The organism is Flaviramulus sp. (assembly GCF_982512915.1).
Map to the genome: position 1 here is coordinate 89,904 of NZ_CEWOCJ010000001.1, position 22,058 is coordinate 111,961.

Consider the following 22,058-nt stretch of genomic DNA (forward strand, 5'->3'; position numbering starts at 1 on the left):
CAATGTATCGCATCCTAATCCTATTTGTACTTTGTAATAATTTACTTTTATTTGCGCAATCCAATAAACTTTATGTCTCTGAGGTTTGGGTCGCTGATAATGGCGATGGCACTTATAAAAACCCTATCATATATGCTGATTATTCAGATCCTGATGTAGTTAGGGTTGATGGTGACTATTACATGACGGCATCTAGTTTTAATGTTGTTCCAGGTTTGCCCATTCTTCATTCTAAAGACATGGTAAATTGGACATTAATTAATCATGCATTGAAGGAATTAATTCCTATAGAAACATTTAACGTACCTCAACATGGCAATGGTGTTTGGGCACCAAGCATAAGATACCATAATAACGAATTTTATATTTACTGGGGCGATCCAGATTTTGGAATTTACATGGTAAAAACCAAAGATCCATTTCAAGAATGGGATGAACCTATTTTAGTTATGGAAGGAAAAGGGCTTATTGATCCTTGTCCGCTTTGGGATGACAATGGTGATGTGTATCTTGTTCATGCTTTTGCAGGTAGCCGAAGAGGTGTAAAGAGTTTATTAAGTGTTAACAAAATGAACTCTGAAGGCACCGAAGTTATTGATAAAGGCATCCATGTTTTTGATGGTCATGATAACCATGATACTGTTGAAGGCTCTAAGTTTTACAAACGTAATGGCTATTATTATATTTTTGCTCCTGCAGGTGGTGTCGCCATGGGTTGGCAACTTATTTTACGATCCAAAAATATTTATGGTCCGTATGAAGAAAAAGTTGTCTTAGAACAAGGAAGTACTATTATTAATGGCCCACATCAAGGTGCTTGGGTAGATACTCCAAATGGAGAATCTTGGTTTTATCATTTCCAAGATGTTAAAGCCTACGGAAGAATCGTTCACTTACAACCTATGAGTTGGAAAAACGATTGGCCATTAATTGGGAAAGATATAGATGGTAACGGTATTGGTGAACCTGTAATATCTTATAAAAAACCGGATGTTGGAAACATTTATCCAATTGAAACACCAACTGAAACAGATAATTTTGAAGGTTTCAATATTGGACTACAATGGCAATGGCATGCGAATAACGATGTTGTTTGGCATGCAAAATTAGCAGCGAAAAACTTTTTAAGATTATTTGCTATAAAAAAACCTGAAGATGTTGCAAACCTTTGGATGGTACCCAATTTATTGCTTCAAAAATTTCCTGCTCCAAATTTTTCAGCTTCAACTAAAATAACATTACATCCTGAGGAAGCTAAAAGTGGAAAAACGGCAGGACTTATAGTTATGGGAATGGATTATGCAACTTTAAGTATTTCCCATGATGAAAACGGCTTCTTCATTCAACAAACTGAAACAATTAATGCAATTGATGGTAAAGAAGAAAAAGTTATTGCAAAAGAAGTTTTAAAAAATAATTCTGCATATTTTAAAGTGGAAATATCTGCACCTGATGCTATATGCCAATTCAGTTTTTCTGAAGATGGTAAAACATGGGAAAAAATAGGAAAACCATTTAATGGTAAAGAAGGAAAATGGATTGGAGCTAAAGTTGGACTATTTTGTACAAGTACACAAGAAGCAAAACGTGGTGGCTATGCCGATATAGATTATTTTAAAATTTCCAGATAGTTAAACTTGAAAAATCTAACATATGTTTATTTATTAATTTGTTGTTTATTAGTCTTTGGCTATAATAATACTGAAGAACCATTAATCACTAAAATTTATTTAATTGGAGATTCTACTATGGCAGATTATTCAGGTGATTATGATCCTGGAAAAGATTATATGAAAACAAGATATCCAATGACAGGTTGGGGGCAAGTTTTTCAATCTTTTATGCATAATGACAGCCTAAACAAAATCGCAAATTTGGTAAAAGGCGATAGTGCTTTTGTTGATAATCGTGCTAGAGGTGGACGCAGCACCAGAACTTTTTTTCAAGAAGGACGATGGCGAGGTATTTATGAAAATCTTCAAAAAAATGATATTGTTATCATGCAGTTTGGGCATAATGATGCAGCTGAACATAAAACAGAACGCTATGTTAATATTGAAGGTTACAAAGAATTTTTACGATTATTTGTTAATCAATCAAGAGATAAAGGAGCAATTCCAATAATTCTAACTCCAGTTGCTAGAAATTATCCCTGGAATGATGGTAAACTAGAAAATGTGCATGGCGATTATTATAAATCAGTTTTAGAAGTAGCTAGTGAATTGGAGGTTTTGCTAATTGATTTAAATCAAAAATCAATGGACTTTTTTAGTAAAAAAGGTGAGCCATTTGTAACAGAAAATTATTTTATGAATATCCCATCAGGAATTTATGAAGCTTATCCCGACGGATTAAAAGACAACACACACTTTAAACCAAAAGGAGCTACCGAAGTTGCTAGGTTGGTGTTTGAGGGTTTACAAGAGTTAAGTTTAAATACCAAATAAAGAAAGATGAAGCGATTTCGGAAAATCTTCTGTTTAACCATTTTACTTTTCTTTATCCTGATTGCTTCTTCACAAGAGAAACATTCAGAATTTAAACCTTACAATATTGAAACAACCTACCAGAAATTAAAAAAGAAATATCCAAATATCGTTTCTATTCAACCTTTAATTTCTGATAAAATTAAGGCAAAAGAAAATATTGTTTATAAAAGCTTAACTGGAACCAAATTAAAAGTTGACATTTATTCTCCAAAAGACAAGTCTCATAACAACTATCCTGCTGTTTTATTAATTCATGGTGGTGGATGGCTTACAGGCAGTAAAGAGAATCAACGTGTTATGGCTCAACATTTAGCACTCAATGGTTTTGTAGCTGTTTCTGTAGAATATAGATTAGGATTAGAAGCACCGTATCCAGCTGGTGTAATTGATTTAAAAAATGCTATTAGGTGCCTGCGAAAAAAAGCCAAAAAGTATCAAATAAATCCAGATAAAATAGCGGTTTTAGGAGCTTCAGCTGGAGGCCAATTAGCAACCCTAATCGGTGTAACTCCAAATTCATCAATTTATGGATTTGACCAAGCTGTATCAGACCATGTTCAAGCTATTATAAACATTGATGGTATAGTCTCTTTTATTCATCCTGAAGCATCAGCAGAAGGTAAAATGGCTAGTATTTGGTTGAATGGTTCAAGGCAAACCAATTGGAAAAACTGGAAAGAAGCATCCCCATTAGAATATGTGAATGGTAGTACTCCTCCTATTCTTTTTATTAATAGCTCCCAAGCTCGTTTCCATGCTGGTAGAGACGATATGATTTCTATTTTAAACCAACACCAAATTTATAACGAAGTTCAAACCATTGAGAACAGTCCTCACTCTTTTTGGTTGGTAAATCCTTGGTTTGAACCCACTTTAAATTTTACCGTTAAATTCTTAAATAAAATTTTGATAGAATAAAACTAAATATTGACTATTGAGCCTCAAATGGGCCTATATCTGGTGCTGACCCACTAAAACCCAATCCAACATCTATTCCAGCATCAATCAAATCACTTCCAGAAACAAGTTTCATAAAATCTATATTTGGTAAGCTACCATCTTCATTTCTAGAACTAGATAATACGTCTGTATTTAAACTTACAAAATCGCTTGCATTAGCTACTATACCATTCTGCCAGCTATTATTTGTTATATCTGTTGTAGTTGCATTAAAGCTATCATTACTTCCACTAGAAACAGAAACCGTATTTTTAATTAAAAGAGAATTTGCGATGTTTGTACTACTAAAACTTATATTTCTACCATTACTGTAAGAACCACAGTTATAAAGCTCTATATCTCCTCTGTTACTATTGTGATCAAACCCATCAAAAATATTCCCAACTGCTATACAGTTTTTAAAAATGGCATTATGTTTTAACAATTTATCATCGCTACCACCTGTTTTAAATCCATTACCGTCTCCAGCACCTGCAGTACCATCTTTTAAAAATCCGTTTTTAAAAGCCCAACAATTTTCGTAGGTAGTAGTAATATTATCTGTTCCTCGTAAATAACCGTCCCAACCATCATCAAGATTTTGCCATGCACGACAGCCTATAAATTTGTTCCCCGTTCCAGCATCAAGTTTACTAGCAAAACCGTCTGCATTTTCTAATGTTGAATCAGCATTGAAAAAAGAATCACAGTTTAAAATAATATTATTTCCTCCACCATTTCCTATTTGTAGCCCCGAGTCTTTACATTCACTGAAGGTGCAAAATTCTATTAAATTATTGCTTCCACTAATAAACATGCCATTATCTCCAGCTCCGAAAACATCGATACCCTTTATATGCCAAAAATCAGCTGAAAGTTGAATACCTCTATTAGAGGAGCTTTCGGACATAGAGGAAAAATCAAATTTGGGTCTTGTTGTATTGTTGGGATGTGGTAAAATTGAAATAACGTTTCCTGAGCTGCCATCTCTAGAGATATTAATGGTGGAATTAAAAACATAATTACCTTCTATTATATAAATTATTTCGCCAGGGTTTGTATTAGCAATAGCCGTTAATATTTCTTGTGAAGTACTAACACCAGCTATGGATGAAACACCAGCTATATTAATTTGAAGCTGACCTACTACACCACTCCCATCTGTAGCGGTTGCTTTGACGTCAATAATGCCATCTTTTTTAGGAATCAACAAACCATTTTGATTTATATCTGCTAAATTACTGTCGGAAACAGACCATGTGATAACTTTATTAGAAGCATTAGCTGGTAATACTTCAGCTATGAATTGTCTAGGAGTTCCATCAGTTATATCACTACCTGTAACATTTATAGCTTGAACTAAAACTGAAGGCCCTTCATAACCAGAGACCGATATGTCTCTTGTTGAGAATACTCCAGAACCATCATTTGCGGTTGCCTTAACAGAAACAGTTCCATTAGACACGGCGGTTAATAATCCAGATTCTGAAATAATAGCAACAGAATTATCTTGAACGCTCCAAACAACGTCTTTATTTGTAGCATTGTTCGGTATAATACCAGCAGATAATTGGCTTGAAGTACCATCGGTGATATTCTCTCCATATATAACTATTGATTTTACTAATACGTTATTAGTTTCTTCAACACCATCACTACTACACCCAAGCGAAAAAAGAAAAGTAGTGGCAATAAAAACTTTGATTATATTTTTTAATTTTTTCATTTTTATTTAAATTGTAATCGATTACACAAATGTAAATAATTATATTTACTAAACAATTATTAATCCTACTAAAAAATGTATTTTTACAGGGATTCAATTTAAATAGAATTTAATAGTGAAAAAAACAACTATCTACGATATTGCAGAGAAGCTTAATTTAACAGCTGCAACAGTTTCAAGAGCATTAAATAATAATTTAAAAATAAGTGAAAACACTCGAAAATTAGTTCAAGAAACTGCAGCTGAAATGAATTATGAGCAAAATACACTTGCTCGAGCTCTTAAGAGCGGTAAAAGTTTTAATGTTGGTGTTATTGTACCACGTATGGATAGTAATTTTTTTGCTTCTGTTATTAGAGGTATTGAAGAAGAGCTATATACAAAAGGATATCATGTGATAGTTTGTCAAACACATGATCAAGAAAAATTGGAAAATGAAAATATTAGCTCACTAATAAATGCACAAGTAGATGGTATTTTAATGTCTATTTCTAATGCAAAAACCAAAAACAAGGTATTTAATAATTTGTCTCAAAAACATATTCCTTTAATCTTTTTTGATAGAAAGAAAGAGATTGATGGTGTCAGTTCTGTAACTATCGATGATTATAATGGTGCCTACGAAGCCACAAAACATTTAATTAATCAAGGTTGTAAACGTATTGCGCATTTATCAAATGACAGGTCTTTAGAAATTTTTAAGAATCGTTATTTGGGTTATAAGCAAGCAATAATTGACCACCGTTTAGATTTTGATGAAAGTTTAGTTATCGAAACTAGAAGTAAAGTAGAAGAAGGGAGAAAAACCATGAAAATTTTACTGGATATGGAAATACGACCAGATGCCGTATTTTCTTCTAGTGATTTTACAGCCCTTGGAGCCATTCAAGAAATTAAGGAATATGGACTTCGAATTCCTGAAGATATATGTGTTGTAGGCTTTGCAAATGAACCTTTTACTCGTTTTATGGAACTTTCAATTTCATCTGTTGATCAGTCTCCAATTGAAATGGGTAAAATTGCTGCTCAAGTTTTTCTTGAAGAAGTGAATAACGGAAAAAAAATAAAAACAGAAAAACAAGTCGTGTTAACGCCTGAATTAATCGTTAGAAAATCTTCTTTAAAATCAGCTTTATAAAAAACTAGTTGAAGTTCTTAAAAAATTAAAGAGAGACACCTCTTCGCCAAGGAATAAAATCATTTTGATTAAGTAATCTGGCTTTGGTTTTAATTTTACCACTTGATACATTAATTATAAACTCAAGCATTTCATCAGCCATTTCTTCAATAGTTTTTTCTCCTCTAATTACAGCGCCTGTTTCAATATCAATAATATCTGGCATTCTTTCAGCAAGTTCTGTATTTGAAGACACTTTGATAATTGGTGCTATAGGGTTTCCTGTAGGTGTACCTAAACCAGTGGTAAACAAAACCACATTAGCACCTGATCCTACCATAGCTGTAGTACTCTCTACATCATTACCTGGTGTGCATAATAAATTTAGCCCCGGTTTAGTGATATACTCTCCGTAGTCTAAAACATCCTGTACTGGGGAAGTCCCTCCTTTTTTTGCTGCTCCGGCTGATTTCATGGCATCAGTAATAAGTCCATCTTTTATATTACCAGGTGATGGATTCATGTCAAAACCAGAACCTGCATCAACAACGGATTTCTCATAAGCTTTCATCAACTCCAAAAACTTTTCTCCTTTTTCATCATCAACACACCTGTTAACCAATTCTTGTTCCACGCCACATAATTCTGGAAATTCAGCTAAAATAGCAGTACCATTTAAGGCTGCTAGAATATCTGAAACTGCACCTAAAGTAGGGTTAGCGGAAATGCCTGAAAAACCATCTGAACCACCACATTCTAAACCTACTCTTAATTTAGATAAAGGTGCTGGTTTACGTTCTAAATTGTTAGCCTTTTTAATGGCTTCAAAAGATTCTTTAATGATGGTAGATAACATATCATCAATAGTTCCCATCTTTTGCTGTTCATAAATTAAAACCGGCTTTTTTAAATTGGGGTTAATGGCATTTAAGGCATCTTTTAATATGCTTATTTGCAGATTTTGACATCCTAGACTCAATACGGTTGCGCCTGCTACATTTGGATTATTTACATAACCTGCTAGTAATCTTGCTAAGCTTTCAGAGTCTTGTCTAATCCCACCACATCCTCCAGGGTGCGTTATAAATTTAACATCAATATTTTCAAACACATCGGCAGATTTTTCAGCTACTTGTGTTTCTTCTTCTCCACTAACTAATGAACGGAGTAACATTTGATGAGGATTCACTTTTTTCTTTAAAAGCTCCTTTTCAAATACCTCTTTTAAAGTTTCGATATTTCTATTTTCACAAAATACCAACGGGAAAAACAACCAAACATTTTCTGTACCTACTTGTCCATCTTCTCTATGATAGCCTAAAAAAGTCCTGTTTTTCCATTTATCAACATTAGGTGGTGTCCAAGAAAACGTTTCAGTTCTACCCCATACTTTCTCGCTTTGGTGTTTTACATTTTCTGTGGTTAAAACATCGCCTTTTTCTATGGTTCCATTTGCAGTTCCAACTAGTACACCGTACATAATAATTCGATCTCCAGATTCAAACTTCTGTAATGCTATTTTATGTTTCGCCTTTGTATCGGAAAGAATGCTTATTTTTTGTCCTTCAAAAGACACTACATCTCCTGCCTTAAGGTTAACTAAAGCTACAGCCACATTGTCTGATTGATTAACTTTTATAAGCTTTTTTTGCATTTTTAAATCGGTTATTTTTTAAATTAAAACTGTTTACAATAATTTGTATATCCTTCTTCAATACCATTAAGTTCTATTTCATTTAAAGCTAAAGCAATGGCCTGAGTTAAATTTTCAACTTTTGTTAAATCTTCTCCCCAATATTCTTTTATGGCTAGCACTGCTTTAGCAACGCTTAAGCTGTCATTAGACTTCCATATTTCGGAAAACTTAGCCAAAATTTCATCGCTATCTTGAACTGGTAAATGCATATCATTCCAAGAACCTTTATAAAAACGAATTAAACAGGCGAAAGCAAAAGTTAAATTTATTGGAAGCTTTTTATGAATATTTATATAACCCAATAAACTCGGTAATACTCTAACTGTAAATTTAGAAATTGAATTTAACGCAATACTTGACAAATTATGTACGATAAATGGATTTCTAAATCGATCGAAGATTTCATCAGCGAAGGTGTTTAGTTCTTCTCTATCCATTTCTAATGTATCAATAATTTCATCAAAAACCACTTTATTAATAAAATTACTAGTGAATGGATTATCAACAGATTCCTTTACGGTTTTGTTTCCGTATAATATTGAAAAAGGCACCAAAGCTGTATGCGCACCATTTAATATGCGTACTTTTCTTGTACGATAAGGTTGCATGTCATCTACTATCTTAACATCTAAATTTGTTTTCTCAAAAGGTAATTTGACTTTTAAATCTTTTCCTCCTTCAATAACCCATAACAAAAATACTTCAGCTGATACAATAAGGTTATCTTCATAAGGTAACTGCGCGTTATAAGCTTCAATTTCATCTTTTGGATATCCTGGTACAATTCTATCTACTAATGTATTGTGAAATGTACAGCTATGCAATAGCCAGTTTTTAAAACTTTCACCTAAATCCCATAATGAAATATATTTTAAAATAATCTCCTTTAATGTATCGGAATTATAATTAATAAGCTCACAAGGAATCATGGTAAGTCCTTTGTTTACATCGCCATTAAAATACTTAAAACGTTCATATAAAAGAACGGTTAATTTGGCTGGAAACGAACTTGGAGGTTGCATTGCTGATGTATCGGTATCTACATAAGCTATTCCTGCTTCAGTGGTATTAGAAATTACAAATTCTAACGATTCCACTTTTGCTAAATTTAAATAATCTTTAAAATCAGAATAAGGATTAATGGTTTTTACAATGTTCGATATTAATTCTATGTCTTGAATCTCCTCTCCTCTTTTAACACCTTTCATAAATAAAGTGTATAACCCATCTTGCTCATTCAGCATTTTTACCAAACCTTTATCTATAGGTTGCACCACTGCAATTCCTCCATTAAAATTTGCTTCTTTATTTAATTCTTGAAACGCATACCCAATGAAAGCTCTTAAAAAGTTGCCCTCACCAAATTGAACAATCTTAATTGGTGGCTTACTTTCTAATTGTAAATTTTTTCTATTTAGAGTGGTTATTTTCTCTTTTAAATCTGTCATATTAATCATATTTATAAATCAAATAATCGAGGTAACCATAAGGTTAATTCAGGAATATAGGTTACTAAAAACAAGGCAATTACCATAGCTAAAAATAATGGCAACAAAGGTTTTACAACTTTTTGAATTGTAGTTTGTGCTACACCAACACCCACAAAAAGCACTGAACCAACGGGAGGTGTGCATAAGCCTATACAGAGATTTAGTACCATGATAATCCCAAAGTGAATAGGATCCATTCCTAATGCAGTAACTACAGGTAAAAATATAGGCGTGAAAATAAGTACTGCTGGTGTCATATCCATAAATATTCCAACAAACAACAATAGCAAATTAATAATAAGTAATATGATGATTTTATTCTCACTTATACCTAATAATACCGAACTTATATTTTGTGGAATATTTTCGTATGACATTACCCAAGACATACTCATAGAGGCCCCAATTAAAAGCATAACTACTGCTGTAGTAGCCGAAGAATCTAAAAGAATTTCTGGTAAAGATTTTACTGAAATTTCTTTATAAAGAAAGCCTAATACCAAAGTGTATAAAACCGCTATTGCTGAGGCTTCAGTAGCAGTAAAAATTCCGGTTATAATGCCGCCAATAACAACAACCAATAAAAATAAACTAGGTACAGCGTCAATAAACGTTTTAAAGACTTCTTTTAAAGAGCTTCGTTTTCCTAATTTATATTTTTTCTTTTTTGCCCAAAATGAAGCAACAATCATTAAAAATAATCCTGTTAAAATTCCGGGAATATAACCTGCTAAAAATAAAGCTGCAATCGAAACTCCACCACTAGCTAAAGAATAAACAATTAAAATATTGCTAGGTGGAATAATTAATCCTGTGGTTGCCGAGGTAATATTAACCGCTGCTCCAAACTCTCTGGAGTAACCTTCTTTTTCCATTTCTGGCCCCAAAATACTACCCATTGCCGAAGCAGATGCCATAGCAGAACCGGCAATAGCGCCCATTAACATCGCTCCAATTACATTTATTAAAGCTAAACCACCTGGTAGCGATCCTACTAAAGTTTTTGCAAAAGCTATTAATCGATGTGCTATACCACCTTTATTCATTAATTGACCTGAGAGTATAAAAAAAGGGATTGCCAATAAAGCAAAACTATCTAAACCTGTACCCATACGTTGAGAAACCGTAGTAAAAGCTGGTAGTGCAGGGATACTAACCATCATGGTTAAAACTGATGATATGGCAATACTCCAAGCTACGGGCATTCCTATTGATAATAATCCTATAAAACTAAGAACTAATACTATTACTGGTATATATTCCATGGTTACTTGATGTTTAAAATATCAGAAATTTTATAATAAATAATCAATGCTCCACTTAATGGAATTGCAAAATAAACAACCGCTAAAGGAAGTTGCAATGCAGGTGAAAACTGATCCAGAGTATACGTTATAAAAACTAATCTTAAACCCCCAATTACCATAGCAAAAAATGCAAATACAATTATTAATGTATAAACAATTAGCTTTAATTTCCTTTGAGTTTTACTACTTGAGCGTAATGGCAATACATCAATGGCAACATGCATATTCCGCCCTGAAACGTAAGCTGCTCCCAGAATCCCTAACCATATCATTAAATATCTAGCCAATTCATCAGTAAAGGAACTTGGTGTGCCAACTATAAATCTCGTAAACACCTGCCATAATACATTAACAACCATTACGCTCATAATAATTACTAATGCATTACTTAATATTTTATCAATTTTTTTTCTGATTGCCATATTAATTAGTGTTTTGAATTTGTTTTATGAGTTGAGCCATCTCTTGATTATTTTCAAGTTCAGAATAAACGTCTTTAACTTTCTTAAAAAACAATGTTTTATCAGGATAAACAATAGTTACACCAGCTTTTTGAACGGCTTCTAGAGCCTCTTTTTCGGCTTCAGCCCATAATTGACGTTGATATATTACAGAATTATCAACTGCTTGTTGCATCCATTTTTTTTCTTGATCAGATAATTTTTCCCAAAGATGCGTTCCAATAATTAAAACATCTGGTAATACCGTATGCTCATCTAGTGTATAATATTTACAAACTTCATAATGCCTTGATAGGTAAAAACTAGGTGGGTTATTTTCGGCACCATCAACAACACCTTGCTGCAGAGACGTATACAATTCGCCCCACGAAATGGGTGTTGCAGAACCACCTAAGCTATTTATCATATTCATAGCAGTAACACTTTCCATAACTCTAATCTTTAATCCTTTTAAATCGGCTGGTGAATTAATAGGCTTATCTTTTGTATAAAAACTTCTACTTCCTGCATCGTAATACCCTAAACCTTTAATCCAATATCTAGTGCCTTCGTCTAACAGCCCCTGCCCTATTGAACCATCTAAAACTTGAAATGAATGTTTTCTGTCTCTGAATAAAAAAGGCAATCCGAAAATTTTCATCTTAGGAGCAAAATTTTCCATAACACCTACAGATACTTTGGTCATATCCAAACTGCCAATTTGCAACAATTCTATGCACTCACGCTCGGTTCCTAATTGCTGACTTGGATAAATTTCCAATTGCATTTTACCTCCTGATATTTGTAATAGGTCTTCTCCCATTTTAACCATAGCCTTATGAACTGAATGATTTACATCTAAACCATGTGCTAGCTTAATAGTTCGAGTATCACTAATATTTCCACAGCTACTGAGCAACAAAAAGCCTAATAAGGACAGAGCTAAAATGAGATTACACTTCATTATATCTATAATTGTTTATTTTAAAAATTAAAATATTCTTTTGCGTTATTGTAACTGATATCAGAAATCATTTTTCCAATCCATTCCATATCATTTGGTAACTCACCACGCTTTATCTCATCACCAAAAAGGTTGCATAAAACACGTCTGAAATATTCATGTCTTGGAAATGATAAAAAACTGCGAGAATCTGTTAGCATACCAACAAAACAACTAACCAACCCCATGTTAGAAAGCGCGTTTAATTGTTTGGTCATGCCATCTTTTTGATCTAAAAACCACCAACCAGAACCAAACTGAACTTTACCTCTTATACTTCCATCATTAAAATTACCTATCATGGTAGCAATCACCTCATTGTCAGCAGGGTTTAAATTATATAGAATAGTTTTTGTTAATTTATCCTTGCTATCCAATTCATTTAAAAAAGCTGATAATTTTTCAGCTTGTGAAAAATCACCTACAGAATCCCATCCAGTATCTGGACCTAAAATATTGTGCATTCGTACATTATTATTTCTAAGTGCTCCCAAATGAAATTGTTGTACCCACCCAAACTCATGATAGGCTTCAGATAGAAATAATAAAATAGCCGTCTCAAATTTCAAAATATCTTTAGCCGATAAAACTTTGCCTTTTCTTTTTTTACTAAAAATCTCGGCTATCTCATTATCAGTAAAACTTTCAAAAGAAATTTGATTCAAACCATGATCACACAGCTTACAACCATTTTCATTGAAATAGACTATTCTATTTCTAAGGGCATCTTTAAGATTTTGATAAGAATTGATTTCCAAATCGGCAGATTCTCCAAGAGCATTTATATAATTATTATACCCTTCGCTACCAATTAATATAGCTTTATCAGGTCTAAAAGCTGTACTCATTTTAATTTCAAAATTGCTATTTGCTAATTGTTTGTGATATTGCAAATCATCGGTTGGATCTTCGGTAGTACAAATCACTTCGGCATTTACTTTACGCAATAAATTTCTACAACTATAATCTTTACTACTTAGCTTTTCAGATGTTTCGTTATAGATCTTATCTGCAGAGTTTTCATTTAGCAACTCATAGACATCGAAATATCGCGCTAACTCTAAATGTGTCCAATGATATAGTGGATTACGCATGGTGTAAGGCACTGTTTTTGCCCATTGCATAAATTTCTCCTTATCAGAAGCATTTCCGGTAATGAATTTCTCATTTATACCTAAAGTTCTCATGGCTCGCCATTTATAATGGTCGCCATTAATGCAAACATTAGTTAAATTATTAAAAACCTTATCCTCAGCAATCGCTGCTGGTGGTAAGTGATTATGATAATCAATTATAGGAAGATGTTTTGCGTAATTATGATATAGCTCTTCAGAATAAGCATTTTCAAGCAAAAAATTATCGTGTATAAACTTTGTACTCATTGGTTAGTTTTGTTTGTCTATTGAGCTAGTTCTCATTAGATGGTTTTCCTATGGTTGCAAGTATACCTCCATCAACATAAATAACTTGACCGTTAATAAAATCGCTAGCTTTTGAGGCTAAAAACACTGCAGTTCCTGCTAAATCTTCAGGATTCCCCCATCTTGCAGCTGGTGTTCGGTTAATTATAAAATCGTTAAATGGATGTCCATCTACACGTATAGGTTCTGTTTGACTGGTTGCAAAATAACCAGGTCCAATTCCATTAACTTGAATGTTATATTTTGCCCATTCTGTTGCTAAGTTTTGTGTTAGCATTTTTAGTCCGCCTTTTGCAGCAGCATATGCACTAACACTGTTTCGTCCCAGTTCGCTCATCATTGAACAAATGTTTATTATTTTACCTTCTCTTCTTTCTATCATCTCTTTTGCAATAAGTTGAGACATAATAAAAGGACCAACCAAATCAACATCAATTACTTTTCTAAAATCACTAACAGGCATTGTAATAGCTAATTCTCTTTTAATGATTCCCGCATTATTTATTAGAATATGAATTTCTCCAATTTCCTTTTTAATAATCTTGATATGTTTTTTAGCATTTTCTTCATCAGTAACATCAAACAAATATCCAGAAACTTTAAAACCTTTATTCTTGTAATATCTTAAAGCATCATCCATTTTGGATTGAGTTGTCCCAGTAATTATAAGTTCCGCACCAGCACTGGCCAAACCATCAGCCATAGCCATTCCAAGACCATGAGTGCCTCCAGTAATTAATGCTCTTTTATTTTTTAAACTAAATAATTCCATTAAACTTACCTTAATTCATTTATGTTGCAAACATCCATATCTCCATAATCTAAATTTTCACCAGCCATACCCCAAATAAATGAATAGTTTGAAGTTCCAGAGCCTGAATGAATAGACCATGGCGGAGAAATTACTGCTTCCTGATTGCCAATCCATATATGACGTGTTTCAGTTGGCTGTCCCATAAAATGACAAACAGCTTGATTTTCTGGCACTTCAAAATAAAAATAGACCTCCATTCTTCTATCATGTATATGAGCTGGCATAGTATTCCAGCTGCTACCAACTTTGATAGTAGTCATTCCCATTTGTAACTGACAAACATCTACAACACTATTAACTATATATTTCCTTAAAGTTCTTGCATTAGCAGTTTCAAACGAGCCTAATTCAATAACCTCAACATCATTAATACCTATTTTCTTATTCGGAAATACCTTGTGTGCTGGTGTTGAATTTAAATAGAATTGCGCAGGGTTTTTAGAAAATTTACTTGAAAAAAGTACATTTTTATTGCCTTGTCCTAAGTAAAGTGCTTCCTTATTATCTAAATTAAAAATTTCTCCATCAACTTCTACACTTCCTAATCCACCTATATTTATAATTCCCAACTCCCTCCTTTCTAGAAAAAAATTTGCCTTTAAAGGATCAATGGTTTCAAGTTTAACTGTTTTTGCAACAGGAACTAAACCTGCAACCATAAATCTATCATAATGAGAATACACCCATGATAGCTTATCCTTTTTCATTACGTTTTGAATTAAAAACTCGTCACGCAATTCCTGCGTCTGATATTCTTTAACTGATTCTGGGCCTGAAGCGTATCTGGCACTATAGTTATTCATGTTTAAAATTATTTATGTAATCGATTACACAAATATATAATAAATTTATGTAAAACCAATTTATTTTAAATATTTTGTACTTTAACGAAAAACTTAAAGTCTAAAAAAGGACAATCATTAACCTTGGATAACGGTAAGTTTCTAGAATTATTTATAATTCAAGTTTATATAGTTAATAAAAAGCTGAATTAATAAAATTAAGAATTCTAATATTGGGGTTTAGTAGAAATATTTAAAATATCAATCATATAAGTTACAGACGTACTTAATAGTGCAAACATGACTCAAACCAGTGACATTTATGCTATGGTTTAAAGCTTTTAATAACTATAGACTATAAAATAATCAGGCAGCTAAATTCTTAAATCTAGCAATCGGAAAGCTCGGAATAAAAAAAACAATAATAGTATTTGATATTAAATTAATAGAGGTCAGTAGTTAGTTACATATAATTTCACTTTGATAAATTTTATCACTATTGACCATTTTGGTTATTAAGTTGTTGAATATTGTGTTTTTACTTTGAGAACGATTTATTCTAAAACAAAACTCATTAAAGTACCGATTTAGGTTAAACTCACTTACCCAAGAATAGGTTGTCCTAATCCACGATTTTATTTGATGAATCATTGTATGTAAAGCCTTAAAGTTCATTCCTTTGTCACTGTCAATTTGGGTAATGTTATAGGCTTTTGCAATAGGCCGGTAGCCTTTCCATTTGTCTGTGGTTACTTGAGCTTTCCTATCAATATGTTTAATGAACATATATTGAAGTGATTGAGCGGAAAAGTCTTTGATATTCAAAGCATACATACGCTTCACTTTACCATCATCAGTAAACTCAACAGCGGTAATAGCCTTCTTTTTCTTGGCATCATAACTGCGTCCTATTTTGTTTTGCTCGTAACCGCCCAATACAAATTCATCAACCTGTACATGACCATCCATGGGATGATTTTCACTAGAAGCCATAGCTTCCCTTACTTTAAGCATAAATAAACGAGCGGTCTTCTCTGTAATACCATAGCGTACACCCATTTGGGTGGCAGATAGGCTCTTGGTTGTAGTTGCCATTTCAAAACATATAAAAAAAGCTTTACGAACACCAAACCTAACACGATGGAATATGGTAGTGGCCGTTGGGCTTTCTGTATCTGCACATTTATTACATGTCCTTGAAAAATTCTTGCGTACTTGATAACTGTCATTGCCACATTTACGGCAAACATAGCCCTCTTTCCATTTGATTTGACCTAGATATTCCTTGCAATCCAAGTCCGTTTTAAATCGTTCAGGAAACTCTAGAAGGTTTTGACCCTTGAAAATTTCCATAAAATCCCTTTTTTTATTGACTTACAAGATATAAAATTATCTACTGACCTCTATAAATTAATTTAAAACTCATCATTTTAAATTAATTCATCAAAAACAACAAAATGTTGTACCTATGTTGTACCTGAATAAAAAATGGACACAATTTTAAACTAAAAAAGCCGAAGATTTCTCTTCGACTTTTTGTACAGGTGGGGAGACTCGAACTCCCACACCTCGCGGCATTAGATCCTAAGTCTAACGTGTCTACCAATTCCACCACACCTGCATTTCAATATTTTTAACACTAATAATTAGGTTAAATCCTAAGTCTAACGTGTCTACCAATTCCACCACGCCTGCATTTTAAATATTTTAACACTAATAATTAGGTTAAATCCTAAGTCTAGAGTGTCTACCAATTCCACTACGCCCGCTAAAGGTTTGCAAATATAAACAAGATTTTTAAATTGCAAACTTCAAACCCCTAAAAACATTCTTTTTTTATACTTTTGAAAAAGATTTACAAAAACACTTCATGAATACTATTCAAACTTACATAAAAGAACATAAAGATCGATTTTTAAATGAACTCATCCAACTTTTAAAAATTCCATCAATAAGCGCAGATTCAGCCTATAAAAATGATGTTTTAAAAACAGCTGATGCCATTAAAATTAGCCTAGAAAAAGCCGGATGTGATGCAGTTGAAATTTGTAAAACCGAAGGTTACCCGATAGTTTACGGAGAAAAAATTATAGACAAAAACTTACCTACAATACTGGTATATGGACATTATGATGTTCAACCACCAGACCCATTACATCTTTGGACGTCTCCTCCTTTTGAGCCCGTTATAAAAAAGACAGATTTACACCCAGAAGGTGCTATTTATGCTCGTGGTGCTTGTGATGATAAAGGGCAAATGTATATGCATGTTAAAGCTTTAGAGTATATGACAACCACTAATCAGCTACCTTGTAATGTGAAATTTATGATTGAAGGCGAAGAAGAAGTTGGGAGTTCTAATCTTGCCACATTTGTAAAAAATAATCAAGAAAAGTTAGCAAATGATGTGATTCTTATTTCGGATACTGGTATGATTGCTAACGATGTACCCTCTATAACAACAGGCTTGCGAGGACTAAGTTATGTTGAAGTTGAAGTAACAGGTCCAAACCGTGATTTACACTCTGGCTTATACGGTGGCGCAGTTGCTAACCCAATTAATGTGTTAACAAAAATGATTGCTTCGCTTCACGATGAAAATAACCACATCACCATTCCTGGTTTTTATGATAAGGTTGAAGAACTATCTGAAGAAGAACGTGCTGAAATGGCAAAAGCCGCCTTTAGCTTAGAAAACTATAAAAAAGCCTTAGATATTGATGCTGTTTATGGGGAGGCGGGTTACACCACAAACGAAAGAAACTCCATACGCCCAACTTTAGATGTTAATGGTATTTGGGGAGGCTACACTGGCGAAGGCGCAAAAACCGTTATCGCAAGTAAAGTTTACGCCAAAATATCCATGCGCTTAGTACCGCATCAAGATTGGATTGAAATTACTGAGTTATTCAAAACACACTTTGAAAGCATTGCTCCAAAAGGTGTTACCATTAAAGTAAAACCACATCATGGTGGCCAAGGCTACGTAACGCCAATAAATAATATTGGCTATAAAGCAGCAAGTAAAGCCTATCAGGACACCTTCGGAAAAATCCCTATTCCACAGCGAAGTGGTGGTAGCATTCCTATTGTAGCTTTATTCGAGCAAGAATTAAAAAGCAAAACCATTTTAATGGGCTTTGGTCTAGATAGCGATGCCATTCACTCACCAAACGAGCATTTTGGGGTTTGGAATTACCTAAAAGGGATTGAAACCATTCCATTATTTTACAAATATTTTACTGAGCTCTCAAAAAATAAATAGGGTGTTATCCTTTGAAAAACAGGGTCGCGCTTTACATTTCAATCTTTTACAAAAGCAAAAGGATTTCCACTGCAATCGCTAACACAAGTTTAGGAACATTTTATGAAAAACCAGCACTCCAACCAACTCCTGTTACTTACCTTAGCAACTCTGTTAATTAGTACCTCGGGAGTTTTAGGTAAGTTTATAAATTTACCAACACCAGTAATAATTTGGTGGCGTTGTGTATTAGGTGCTGTATTTTTATTTGCATTTTGTAAGTATAAAAAACTCAACATAAAAATAAACTCCAAAAAAGATATTCCAACAGTTGTAACAAGCGCTCTTTTTTTAGGCACCCATTGGATCACTTATTTTTATGCTTTAAAACTTTCAAATGTAGCACTAGGCATGTTATCTCTTTTTACGTTTCCAGTAATCACTGCCCTATTAGAACCATTTTTTATAAAATCAAAATTCAACTTTACTCATATAATTTTAGGAACCATCGTTTTAATTGGAATTTACATACTTGCACCAGATTTTAACTTTGAAAACTCACATGTTAAAGGTGTTTTGCTCGGTTTATTTTCAGCAGTATGCTATGCTCTTAGAAATCTTATTATAAAAAAGCATGTTGTACACTATAATGGCTCTGTACTTATGTTATACCAAATCATTATTTTAAGTGTTGTTTTAATTCCTTTTTTGTTCATAATGGGAACAGACAATATTGAAACACAATATCCATTTGTTATTATACTCGCGTTATTTACAACTGCCATTGGGCATTCGCTTTTTATCCGCTCTTTAAAATATTTTTCAGTTAGTACAGCAAGTATTATTGGTAGTTCTCAACCGATTTTTGGTATTGTAATGGCTTACTTTTTTCTTAACGAAATACCAACAATCAATACTTTTATTGGTGGTTCTTTAATTCTTGCAACAGTTATTATTGAAAGTTTTTTATCTAAAAAGGAAAAAAACAATGAGGAATTATAAAATCCTATAAGTGTTTTTTATTTGATTGTGTAACAAATTACTACGTTTTACGTTCTTATAGACATCAATCAAAATCAATCGTATCATGTTAAATCGTTTTTTTATTATCTGTTCTGGTGCAGATACCTATATTTTAAACAACTGCTCCAAAGGTGAGCAAAACAAATATGCAGGTATTGGCGCCACTGTTTTTTTTACAGCAGTTATGGCTTTTATAGCTGCTAGTTACGCACTTTACACAGTTTTCGATAATCTATATAGTGCAATATTCTTTGGCTTTATTTGGGGTTTACTCATTTTTAATCTAGACCGCTACATAGTATCTACCATAAAAAAAACGGGAAATATAGTTGATGAGATTATTCATGCTTTACCTCGAATAGTTTTAGCTATAATTATTGCCGTAGTTATTTCAAAACCTTTAGAGCTTAAAATATTTGAAAAAGAAATTAATCAGGTTTTATTAGAACAAAAAAACAGCATGACTTTAGCTAATAAAATGCAAATAGCCGAACAGTATAATCCGAATATCAAAGCACTAGAAAATGATATAAAGGATTTAGAAAATCAAGTTAATTTAAAGGAAGTAGAAGTAAATTCACTTTATGACACCTACATATCTGAAGCAGAAGGAACTGCTGGCACAAAACTTTTAGGAAAAGGACCTGTTTACTCAGAAAAACGTGAAAAACATGATGCTGCATTAGCTGAATTACAACAACTAAAACTAGATAATAAAACTAAAATTAGAGGTATTGAAACTAATATTGCAAATTTAAAAGATGATTATGAAAATCAAATAATATCGTCACAACCTATTATAAACAATTTTGATGGTTTAATGGCGCGAGTAAATGCCTTAGAAAAACTACCTTGGTTACCATCATTTTTTATATTTCTATTATTTTTAGCCATAGAAACATCTCCAATTTTCGCAAAATTACTTTCACCAAAAGGTGCTTACGATTATAAACTTGAAGACCAAGAAATGGCTATAAAAACGAATGTGCTTCAAAATAAAAATCAAAGAGAAGCAATGATAAAAACAGATTACGCTTTAAATGATCGAATTTATAAAGACATTGAAAAAGAAGACGAATTATATACCTATAAGCGCACAAAAGCGAGGGAACTTATGCAGCTTCAGGCTGATGCTTTTTACAAACACCAGAAAAATATATTATAAATTATGCAGCAGGAACTTGTGTTTTAAAATGATCGTATAAATCTTTACAACCAAAACCTATTATCGATAACTTTTTATTTTTAATAAGTGCATCTTCGTGCAGTTTTGCAATCACTGCAACGCCATACTTATCCATGCTTTCAATCTCTTGAATACTTATAGTAACCTCATTTAACTGATTAAAAATATTTTTAAATTCATTTTGAAACACATGAACATTGTTTCTGTTAAGAATGCCTTTTACATTAAAAAAGTTATTACAACTAGTAATTTGTAAATCCATAATAAGAGTGATTTTAAATAATTAAACAATAAATCTGAGGGAAAGCAATCAATTGATTACTAAGTAAATATATATAACCAAAAAAGTAATCCCACTATTTTTTCGATTAAAAGATTTTTACCTAGGACAAAAAAATAATTGATGTCAATTTTAACGATGATTAACCAAATAAATAACAGATTTAATTATTTTTACCCATATTAAAATAATTATAATTGAGTGAAAATGAAAAAAATAATTCTAGCACTTTGTATATTATCCCTTTTTAATAGCTACTCACAAACTGATGAAGAAGCTGATAAAAAAGCTATTGAGAAAGTTTTAAAAAAACAACGTTTAGCTTGGTCTGATGATGATTTGGAAGGATATATGGAAGGATATTGGAAGAGTGATTCGTTGAAATTTTATGGCTTAAATGGTATTGTTAAAGGTTGGGAAAACACCTTGGAACGCTATCAAAAAGCCTATCCAACAAAAGACCACACAGGCAAATTAAACTTTAAAATAAATGCTATTTCTAAAATTAATGATGGTGCCTATTATGTTTTAGGAGAATATCACATAAAGCGTGAAGTGGGAAATGCTGATGGGATTTTTATGCTTATTTTCAAAAAAATTGATGGCGAATGGAAAATAATAGCAGACACATCTAGTTAAGAATGCTTTCTAGAGTTAGAATAGCCACCCTAAAGGATTTACCAACCTTATTAGCTTTTGAGCAAGGTGTTATTGAAGCAGAACGCCCTTTTGATCCCACTATAAAGGCAGGTAATATTAATTATTATGATATACTAACAACGAATCTGAAGTTGTTGTAGCAGAAATAAATAATAAAATAATCGCTTCTGGGTATGCGAAAATTAAAACCGATAGGCATTATTTAAAACATAAATTTCAAGGCTATCTTGGGTTTATGTATGTGTCCGAACTTCATCGAGGAAAACAATTAAATCAATTGATTATTAAAGAATTACTTAAATGGTGTAAATAAAAAAATATTCTTAAAATAAGACTTGATGTTTATCATGAAAACCTAGCCGCAATAAAAGCCTATGAAAAAGTTGGATTTAAAAAAAATTTGATAAATATGAGCTTAGATATTGAAAATCTTAATTTAGA

The 22,058-nt window shown here is 32.6% G+C and carries 21 protein-coding genes and 1 tRNA gene; 10 read left to right on the top strand and 12 right to left on the bottom strand.

Features of this window, described 5'->3' with window-relative positions:
- Positions 1-2: 2 nt before the first annotated feature.
- Genes AC1XJX_RS00395 through AC1XJX_RS00405 form a run of 3 tightly spaced genes read left to right on the top strand, consistent with a single transcriptional unit; the run spans position 3 to position 3,407 of the window.
- The gene (locus AC1XJX_RS00395; protein ID WP_482001976.1) at positions 3-1,631 is read left to right on the top strand and encodes a glycoside hydrolase family 43 protein; all 1,629 of its coding nucleotides are present in this window, start codon (positions 3-5) and stop codon (positions 1,629-1,631) included.
- A 6-nt stretch (positions 1,632-1,637) separates the two neighbouring features.
- Positions 1,638-2,447 (top strand): rhamnogalacturonan acetylesterase, encoded by an 810-nt coding sequence (locus AC1XJX_RS00400; RefSeq protein ID WP_482001977.1) that lies wholly within the window; start codon positions 1,638-1,640, stop codon positions 2,445-2,447.
- 6 nt (positions 2,448-2,453) lie between these two features.
- The gene (locus AC1XJX_RS00405) at positions 2,454-3,407 is read left to right on the top strand and encodes an alpha/beta hydrolase fold domain-containing protein (RefSeq protein WP_482001978.1); all 954 of its coding nucleotides are present in this window, start codon (positions 2,454-2,456) and stop codon (positions 3,405-3,407) included.
- A 13-nt stretch (positions 3,408-3,420) separates the two neighbouring features.
- Here AC1XJX_RS00405 and AC1XJX_RS00410 read toward each other — a convergent pair whose 3' ends face one another.
- Positions 3,421-5,154 carry an Ig-like domain-containing protein gene (locus AC1XJX_RS00410; RefSeq protein WP_482001979.1) on the bottom strand — a complete coding sequence of 578 codons (1,734 nt, stop codon included), beginning with the start codon at positions 5,152-5,154 and terminating at the stop codon, positions 3,421-3,423.
- A gap of 112 nt (positions 5,155-5,266) precedes the next feature.
- On the opposite strand from AC1XJX_RS00410, the gene AC1XJX_RS00415 reads away from it, so the two are divergent.
- Positions 5,267-6,292 carry a LacI family DNA-binding transcriptional regulator gene (locus AC1XJX_RS00415; RefSeq protein ID WP_482002206.1) on the top strand — a complete coding sequence of 342 codons (1,026 nt, stop codon included), beginning with the start codon at positions 5,267-5,269 and terminating at the stop codon, positions 6,290-6,292.
- A gap of 25 nt (positions 6,293-6,317) precedes the next feature.
- Here AC1XJX_RS00415 and AC1XJX_RS00420 read toward each other — a convergent pair whose 3' ends face one another.
- The 10 genes from AC1XJX_RS00420 to AC1XJX_RS00465 all read right to left on the bottom strand — a co-directional run bounded on the left by AC1XJX_RS00420 (position 6,318) and on the right by AC1XJX_RS00465 (position 16,845).
- Positions 6,318-7,925, bottom strand: coding sequence for a UxaA family hydrolase (locus tag AC1XJX_RS00420; protein ID WP_482001980.1), 1,608 nt, complete (start codon positions 7,923-7,925; stop codon positions 6,318-6,320).
- A gap of 23 nt (positions 7,926-7,948) precedes the next feature.
- A complete protein-coding gene (locus tag AC1XJX_RS00425; RefSeq protein WP_482002207.1) occupies positions 7,949-9,394 on the bottom strand; it encodes a tagaturonate reductase in 1,446 nt (481 codons plus the stop codon).
- Positions 9,395-9,426: 32 nt separating this feature from the next.
- A complete protein-coding gene (locus AC1XJX_RS00430) occupies positions 9,427-10,722 on the bottom strand; it encodes a TRAP transporter large permease (RefSeq protein ID WP_482001981.1) in 1,296 nt (431 codons plus the stop codon).
- Positions 10,723-10,724: 2 nt separating this feature from the next.
- Positions 10,725-11,186 carry a TRAP transporter small permease gene (locus AC1XJX_RS00435; RefSeq protein ID WP_482001982.1) on the bottom strand — a complete coding sequence of 154 codons (462 nt, stop codon included), beginning with the start codon at positions 11,184-11,186 and terminating at the stop codon, positions 10,725-10,727.
- A gap of 1 nt (position 11,187) precedes the next feature.
- Positions 11,188-12,168 (bottom strand): TRAP transporter substrate-binding protein, encoded by a 981-nt coding sequence (locus AC1XJX_RS00440; RefSeq protein ID WP_482001983.1) that lies wholly within the window; start codon positions 12,166-12,168, stop codon positions 11,188-11,190.
- 20 nt (positions 12,169-12,188) lie between these two features.
- Positions 12,189-13,589, bottom strand: coding sequence for a glucuronate isomerase (gene uxaC / locus AC1XJX_RS00445; protein WP_482001984.1), 1,401 nt, complete (start codon positions 13,587-13,589; stop codon positions 12,189-12,191).
- A gap of 25 nt (positions 13,590-13,614) precedes the next feature.
- Entirely contained in the window at positions 13,615-14,400 is a 786-nt protein-coding gene (locus tag AC1XJX_RS00450; RefSeq protein ID WP_482001985.1) for a gluconate 5-dehydrogenase, read from the bottom strand.
- 5 nt (positions 14,401-14,405) lie between these two features.
- Complete coding sequence (gene kduI / locus AC1XJX_RS00455) at positions 14,406-15,245, bottom strand: 5-dehydro-4-deoxy-D-glucuronate isomerase (RefSeq protein ID WP_482001986.1); 840 nt, start codon at positions 15,243-15,245, stop codon at positions 14,406-14,408.
- A 438-nt stretch (positions 15,246-15,683) separates the two neighbouring features.
- Positions 15,684-16,577, bottom strand: a complete 894-nt coding sequence (locus AC1XJX_RS00460) for an IS1595 family transposase (RefSeq protein WP_482001987.1) — start codon at positions 16,575-16,577, stop codon at positions 15,684-15,686.
- A 186-nt stretch (positions 16,578-16,763) separates the two neighbouring features.
- A tRNA-Leu gene (locus AC1XJX_RS00465) sits at positions 16,764-16,845 on the bottom strand.
- 249 nt (positions 16,846-17,094) lie between these two features.
- On the opposite strand from AC1XJX_RS00465, the gene AC1XJX_RS00470 reads away from it, so the two are divergent.
- From AC1XJX_RS00470 to AC1XJX_RS00480, 3 genes are all read left to right on the top strand, one after another.
- Positions 17,095-18,489 carry a dipeptidase gene (locus tag AC1XJX_RS00470; RefSeq protein ID WP_482001988.1) on the top strand — a complete coding sequence of 465 codons (1,395 nt, stop codon included), beginning with the start codon at positions 17,095-17,097 and terminating at the stop codon, positions 18,487-18,489.
- Positions 18,490-18,591: 102 nt separating this feature from the next.
- Positions 18,592-19,470, top strand: coding sequence for a DMT family transporter (locus AC1XJX_RS00475; RefSeq protein ID WP_482001989.1), 879 nt, complete (start codon positions 18,592-18,594; stop codon positions 19,468-19,470).
- A gap of 85 nt (positions 19,471-19,555) precedes the next feature.
- A complete protein-coding gene (locus tag AC1XJX_RS00480; RefSeq protein WP_482001990.1) occupies positions 19,556-20,656 on the top strand; it encodes a DUF4407 domain-containing protein in 1,101 nt (366 codons plus the stop codon).
- A gap of 1 nt (position 20,657) precedes the next feature.
- On the opposite strand, the gene AC1XJX_RS00485 is transcribed toward AC1XJX_RS00480, so the two are convergent.
- The gene (locus AC1XJX_RS00485) at positions 20,658-20,939 is read right to left on the bottom strand and encodes a hypothetical protein (RefSeq protein WP_482001991.1); all 282 of its coding nucleotides are present in this window, start codon (positions 20,937-20,939) and stop codon (positions 20,658-20,660) included.
- 225 nt (positions 20,940-21,164) lie between these two features.
- Between AC1XJX_RS00485 and AC1XJX_RS00490 the strand changes: the two genes are divergently transcribed.
- The 3 genes from AC1XJX_RS00490 to AC1XJX_RS00500 are packed head-to-tail and all read left to right on the top strand — an operon-like array spanning position 21,165 to position 21,930.
- Positions 21,165-21,596, top strand: a complete 432-nt coding sequence (locus AC1XJX_RS00490) for a YybH family protein (protein WP_482001992.1) — start codon at positions 21,165-21,167, stop codon at positions 21,594-21,596.
- Between the two features lie 2 nt (positions 21,597-21,598).
- Positions 21,599-21,757: a hypothetical protein gene (locus AC1XJX_RS00495; protein ID WP_482001993.1), complete on the top strand. Its 159-nt coding sequence runs from the start codon at positions 21,599-21,601 to the stop codon at positions 21,755-21,757.
- A gap of 20 nt (positions 21,758-21,777) precedes the next feature.
- Positions 21,778-21,930 (top strand): GNAT family N-acetyltransferase, encoded by a 153-nt coding sequence (locus tag AC1XJX_RS00500; protein ID WP_482002208.1) that lies wholly within the window; start codon positions 21,778-21,780, stop codon positions 21,928-21,930.
- Positions 21,931-22,058: the final 128 nt, after the last annotated feature.

Coding starts and splice junctions, on each gene's coding strand:
- AC1XJX_RS00395 (WP_482001976.1), top strand. CDS start 3: ATGTATCGCATCCTAATCCTATTTGTACTTTGTAATAATTTACTTTTA.
- AC1XJX_RS00405 (WP_482001978.1), top strand. CDS start 2,454: ATGAAGCGATTTCGGAAAATCTTCTGTTTAACCATTTTACTTTTCTTT.
- AC1XJX_RS00410 (WP_482001979.1), bottom strand. CDS start 5,154: ATGAAAAAATTAAAAAATATAATCAAAGTTTTTATTGCCACTACTTTT.
- AC1XJX_RS00420 (WP_482001980.1), bottom strand. CDS start 7,925: ATGCAAAAAAAGCTTATAAAAGTTAATCAATCAGACAATGTGGCTGTA.
- AC1XJX_RS00430 (WP_482001981.1), bottom strand. CDS start 10,722: ATGGAATATATACCAGTAATAGTATTAGTTCTTAGTTTTATAGGATTA.
- AC1XJX_RS00435 (WP_482001982.1), bottom strand. CDS start 11,186: ATGGCAATCAGAAAAAAAATTGATAAAATATTAAGTAATGCATTAGTA.
- AC1XJX_RS00440 (WP_482001983.1), bottom strand. CDS start 12,168: ATGAAGTGTAATCTCATTTTAGCTCTGTCCTTATTAGGCTTTTTGTTG.
- uxaC (WP_482001984.1), bottom strand. CDS start 13,589: ATGAGTACAAAGTTTATACACGATAATTTTTTGCTTGAAAATGCTTAT.
- AC1XJX_RS00450 (WP_482001985.1), bottom strand. CDS start 14,400: ATGGAATTATTTAGTTTAAAAAATAAAAGAGCATTAATTACTGGAGGC.
- kduI (WP_482001986.1), bottom strand. CDS start 15,245: ATGAATAACTATAGTGCCAGATACGCTTCAGGCCCAGAATCAGTTAAA.
- AC1XJX_RS00460 (WP_482001987.1), bottom strand. CDS start 16,577: ATGGAAATTTTCAAGGGTCAAAACCTTCTAGAGTTTCCTGAACGATTT.
- AC1XJX_RS00470 (WP_482001988.1), top strand. CDS start 17,095: ATGAATACTATTCAAACTTACATAAAAGAACATAAAGATCGATTTTTA.
- AC1XJX_RS00475 (WP_482001989.1), top strand. CDS start 18,592: ATGAAAAACCAGCACTCCAACCAACTCCTGTTACTTACCTTAGCAACT.
- AC1XJX_RS00480 (WP_482001990.1), top strand. CDS start 19,556: ATGTTAAATCGTTTTTTTATTATCTGTTCTGGTGCAGATACCTATATT.
- AC1XJX_RS00485 (WP_482001991.1), bottom strand. CDS start 20,939: ATGGATTTACAAATTACTAGTTGTAATAACTTTTTTAATGTAAAAGGC.
- AC1XJX_RS00490 (WP_482001992.1), top strand. CDS start 21,165: ATGAAAAAAATAATTCTAGCACTTTGTATATTATCCCTTTTTAATAGC.
- AC1XJX_RS00495 (WP_482001993.1), top strand. CDS start 21,599: ATGCTTTCTAGAGTTAGAATAGCCACCCTAAAGGATTTACCAACCTTA.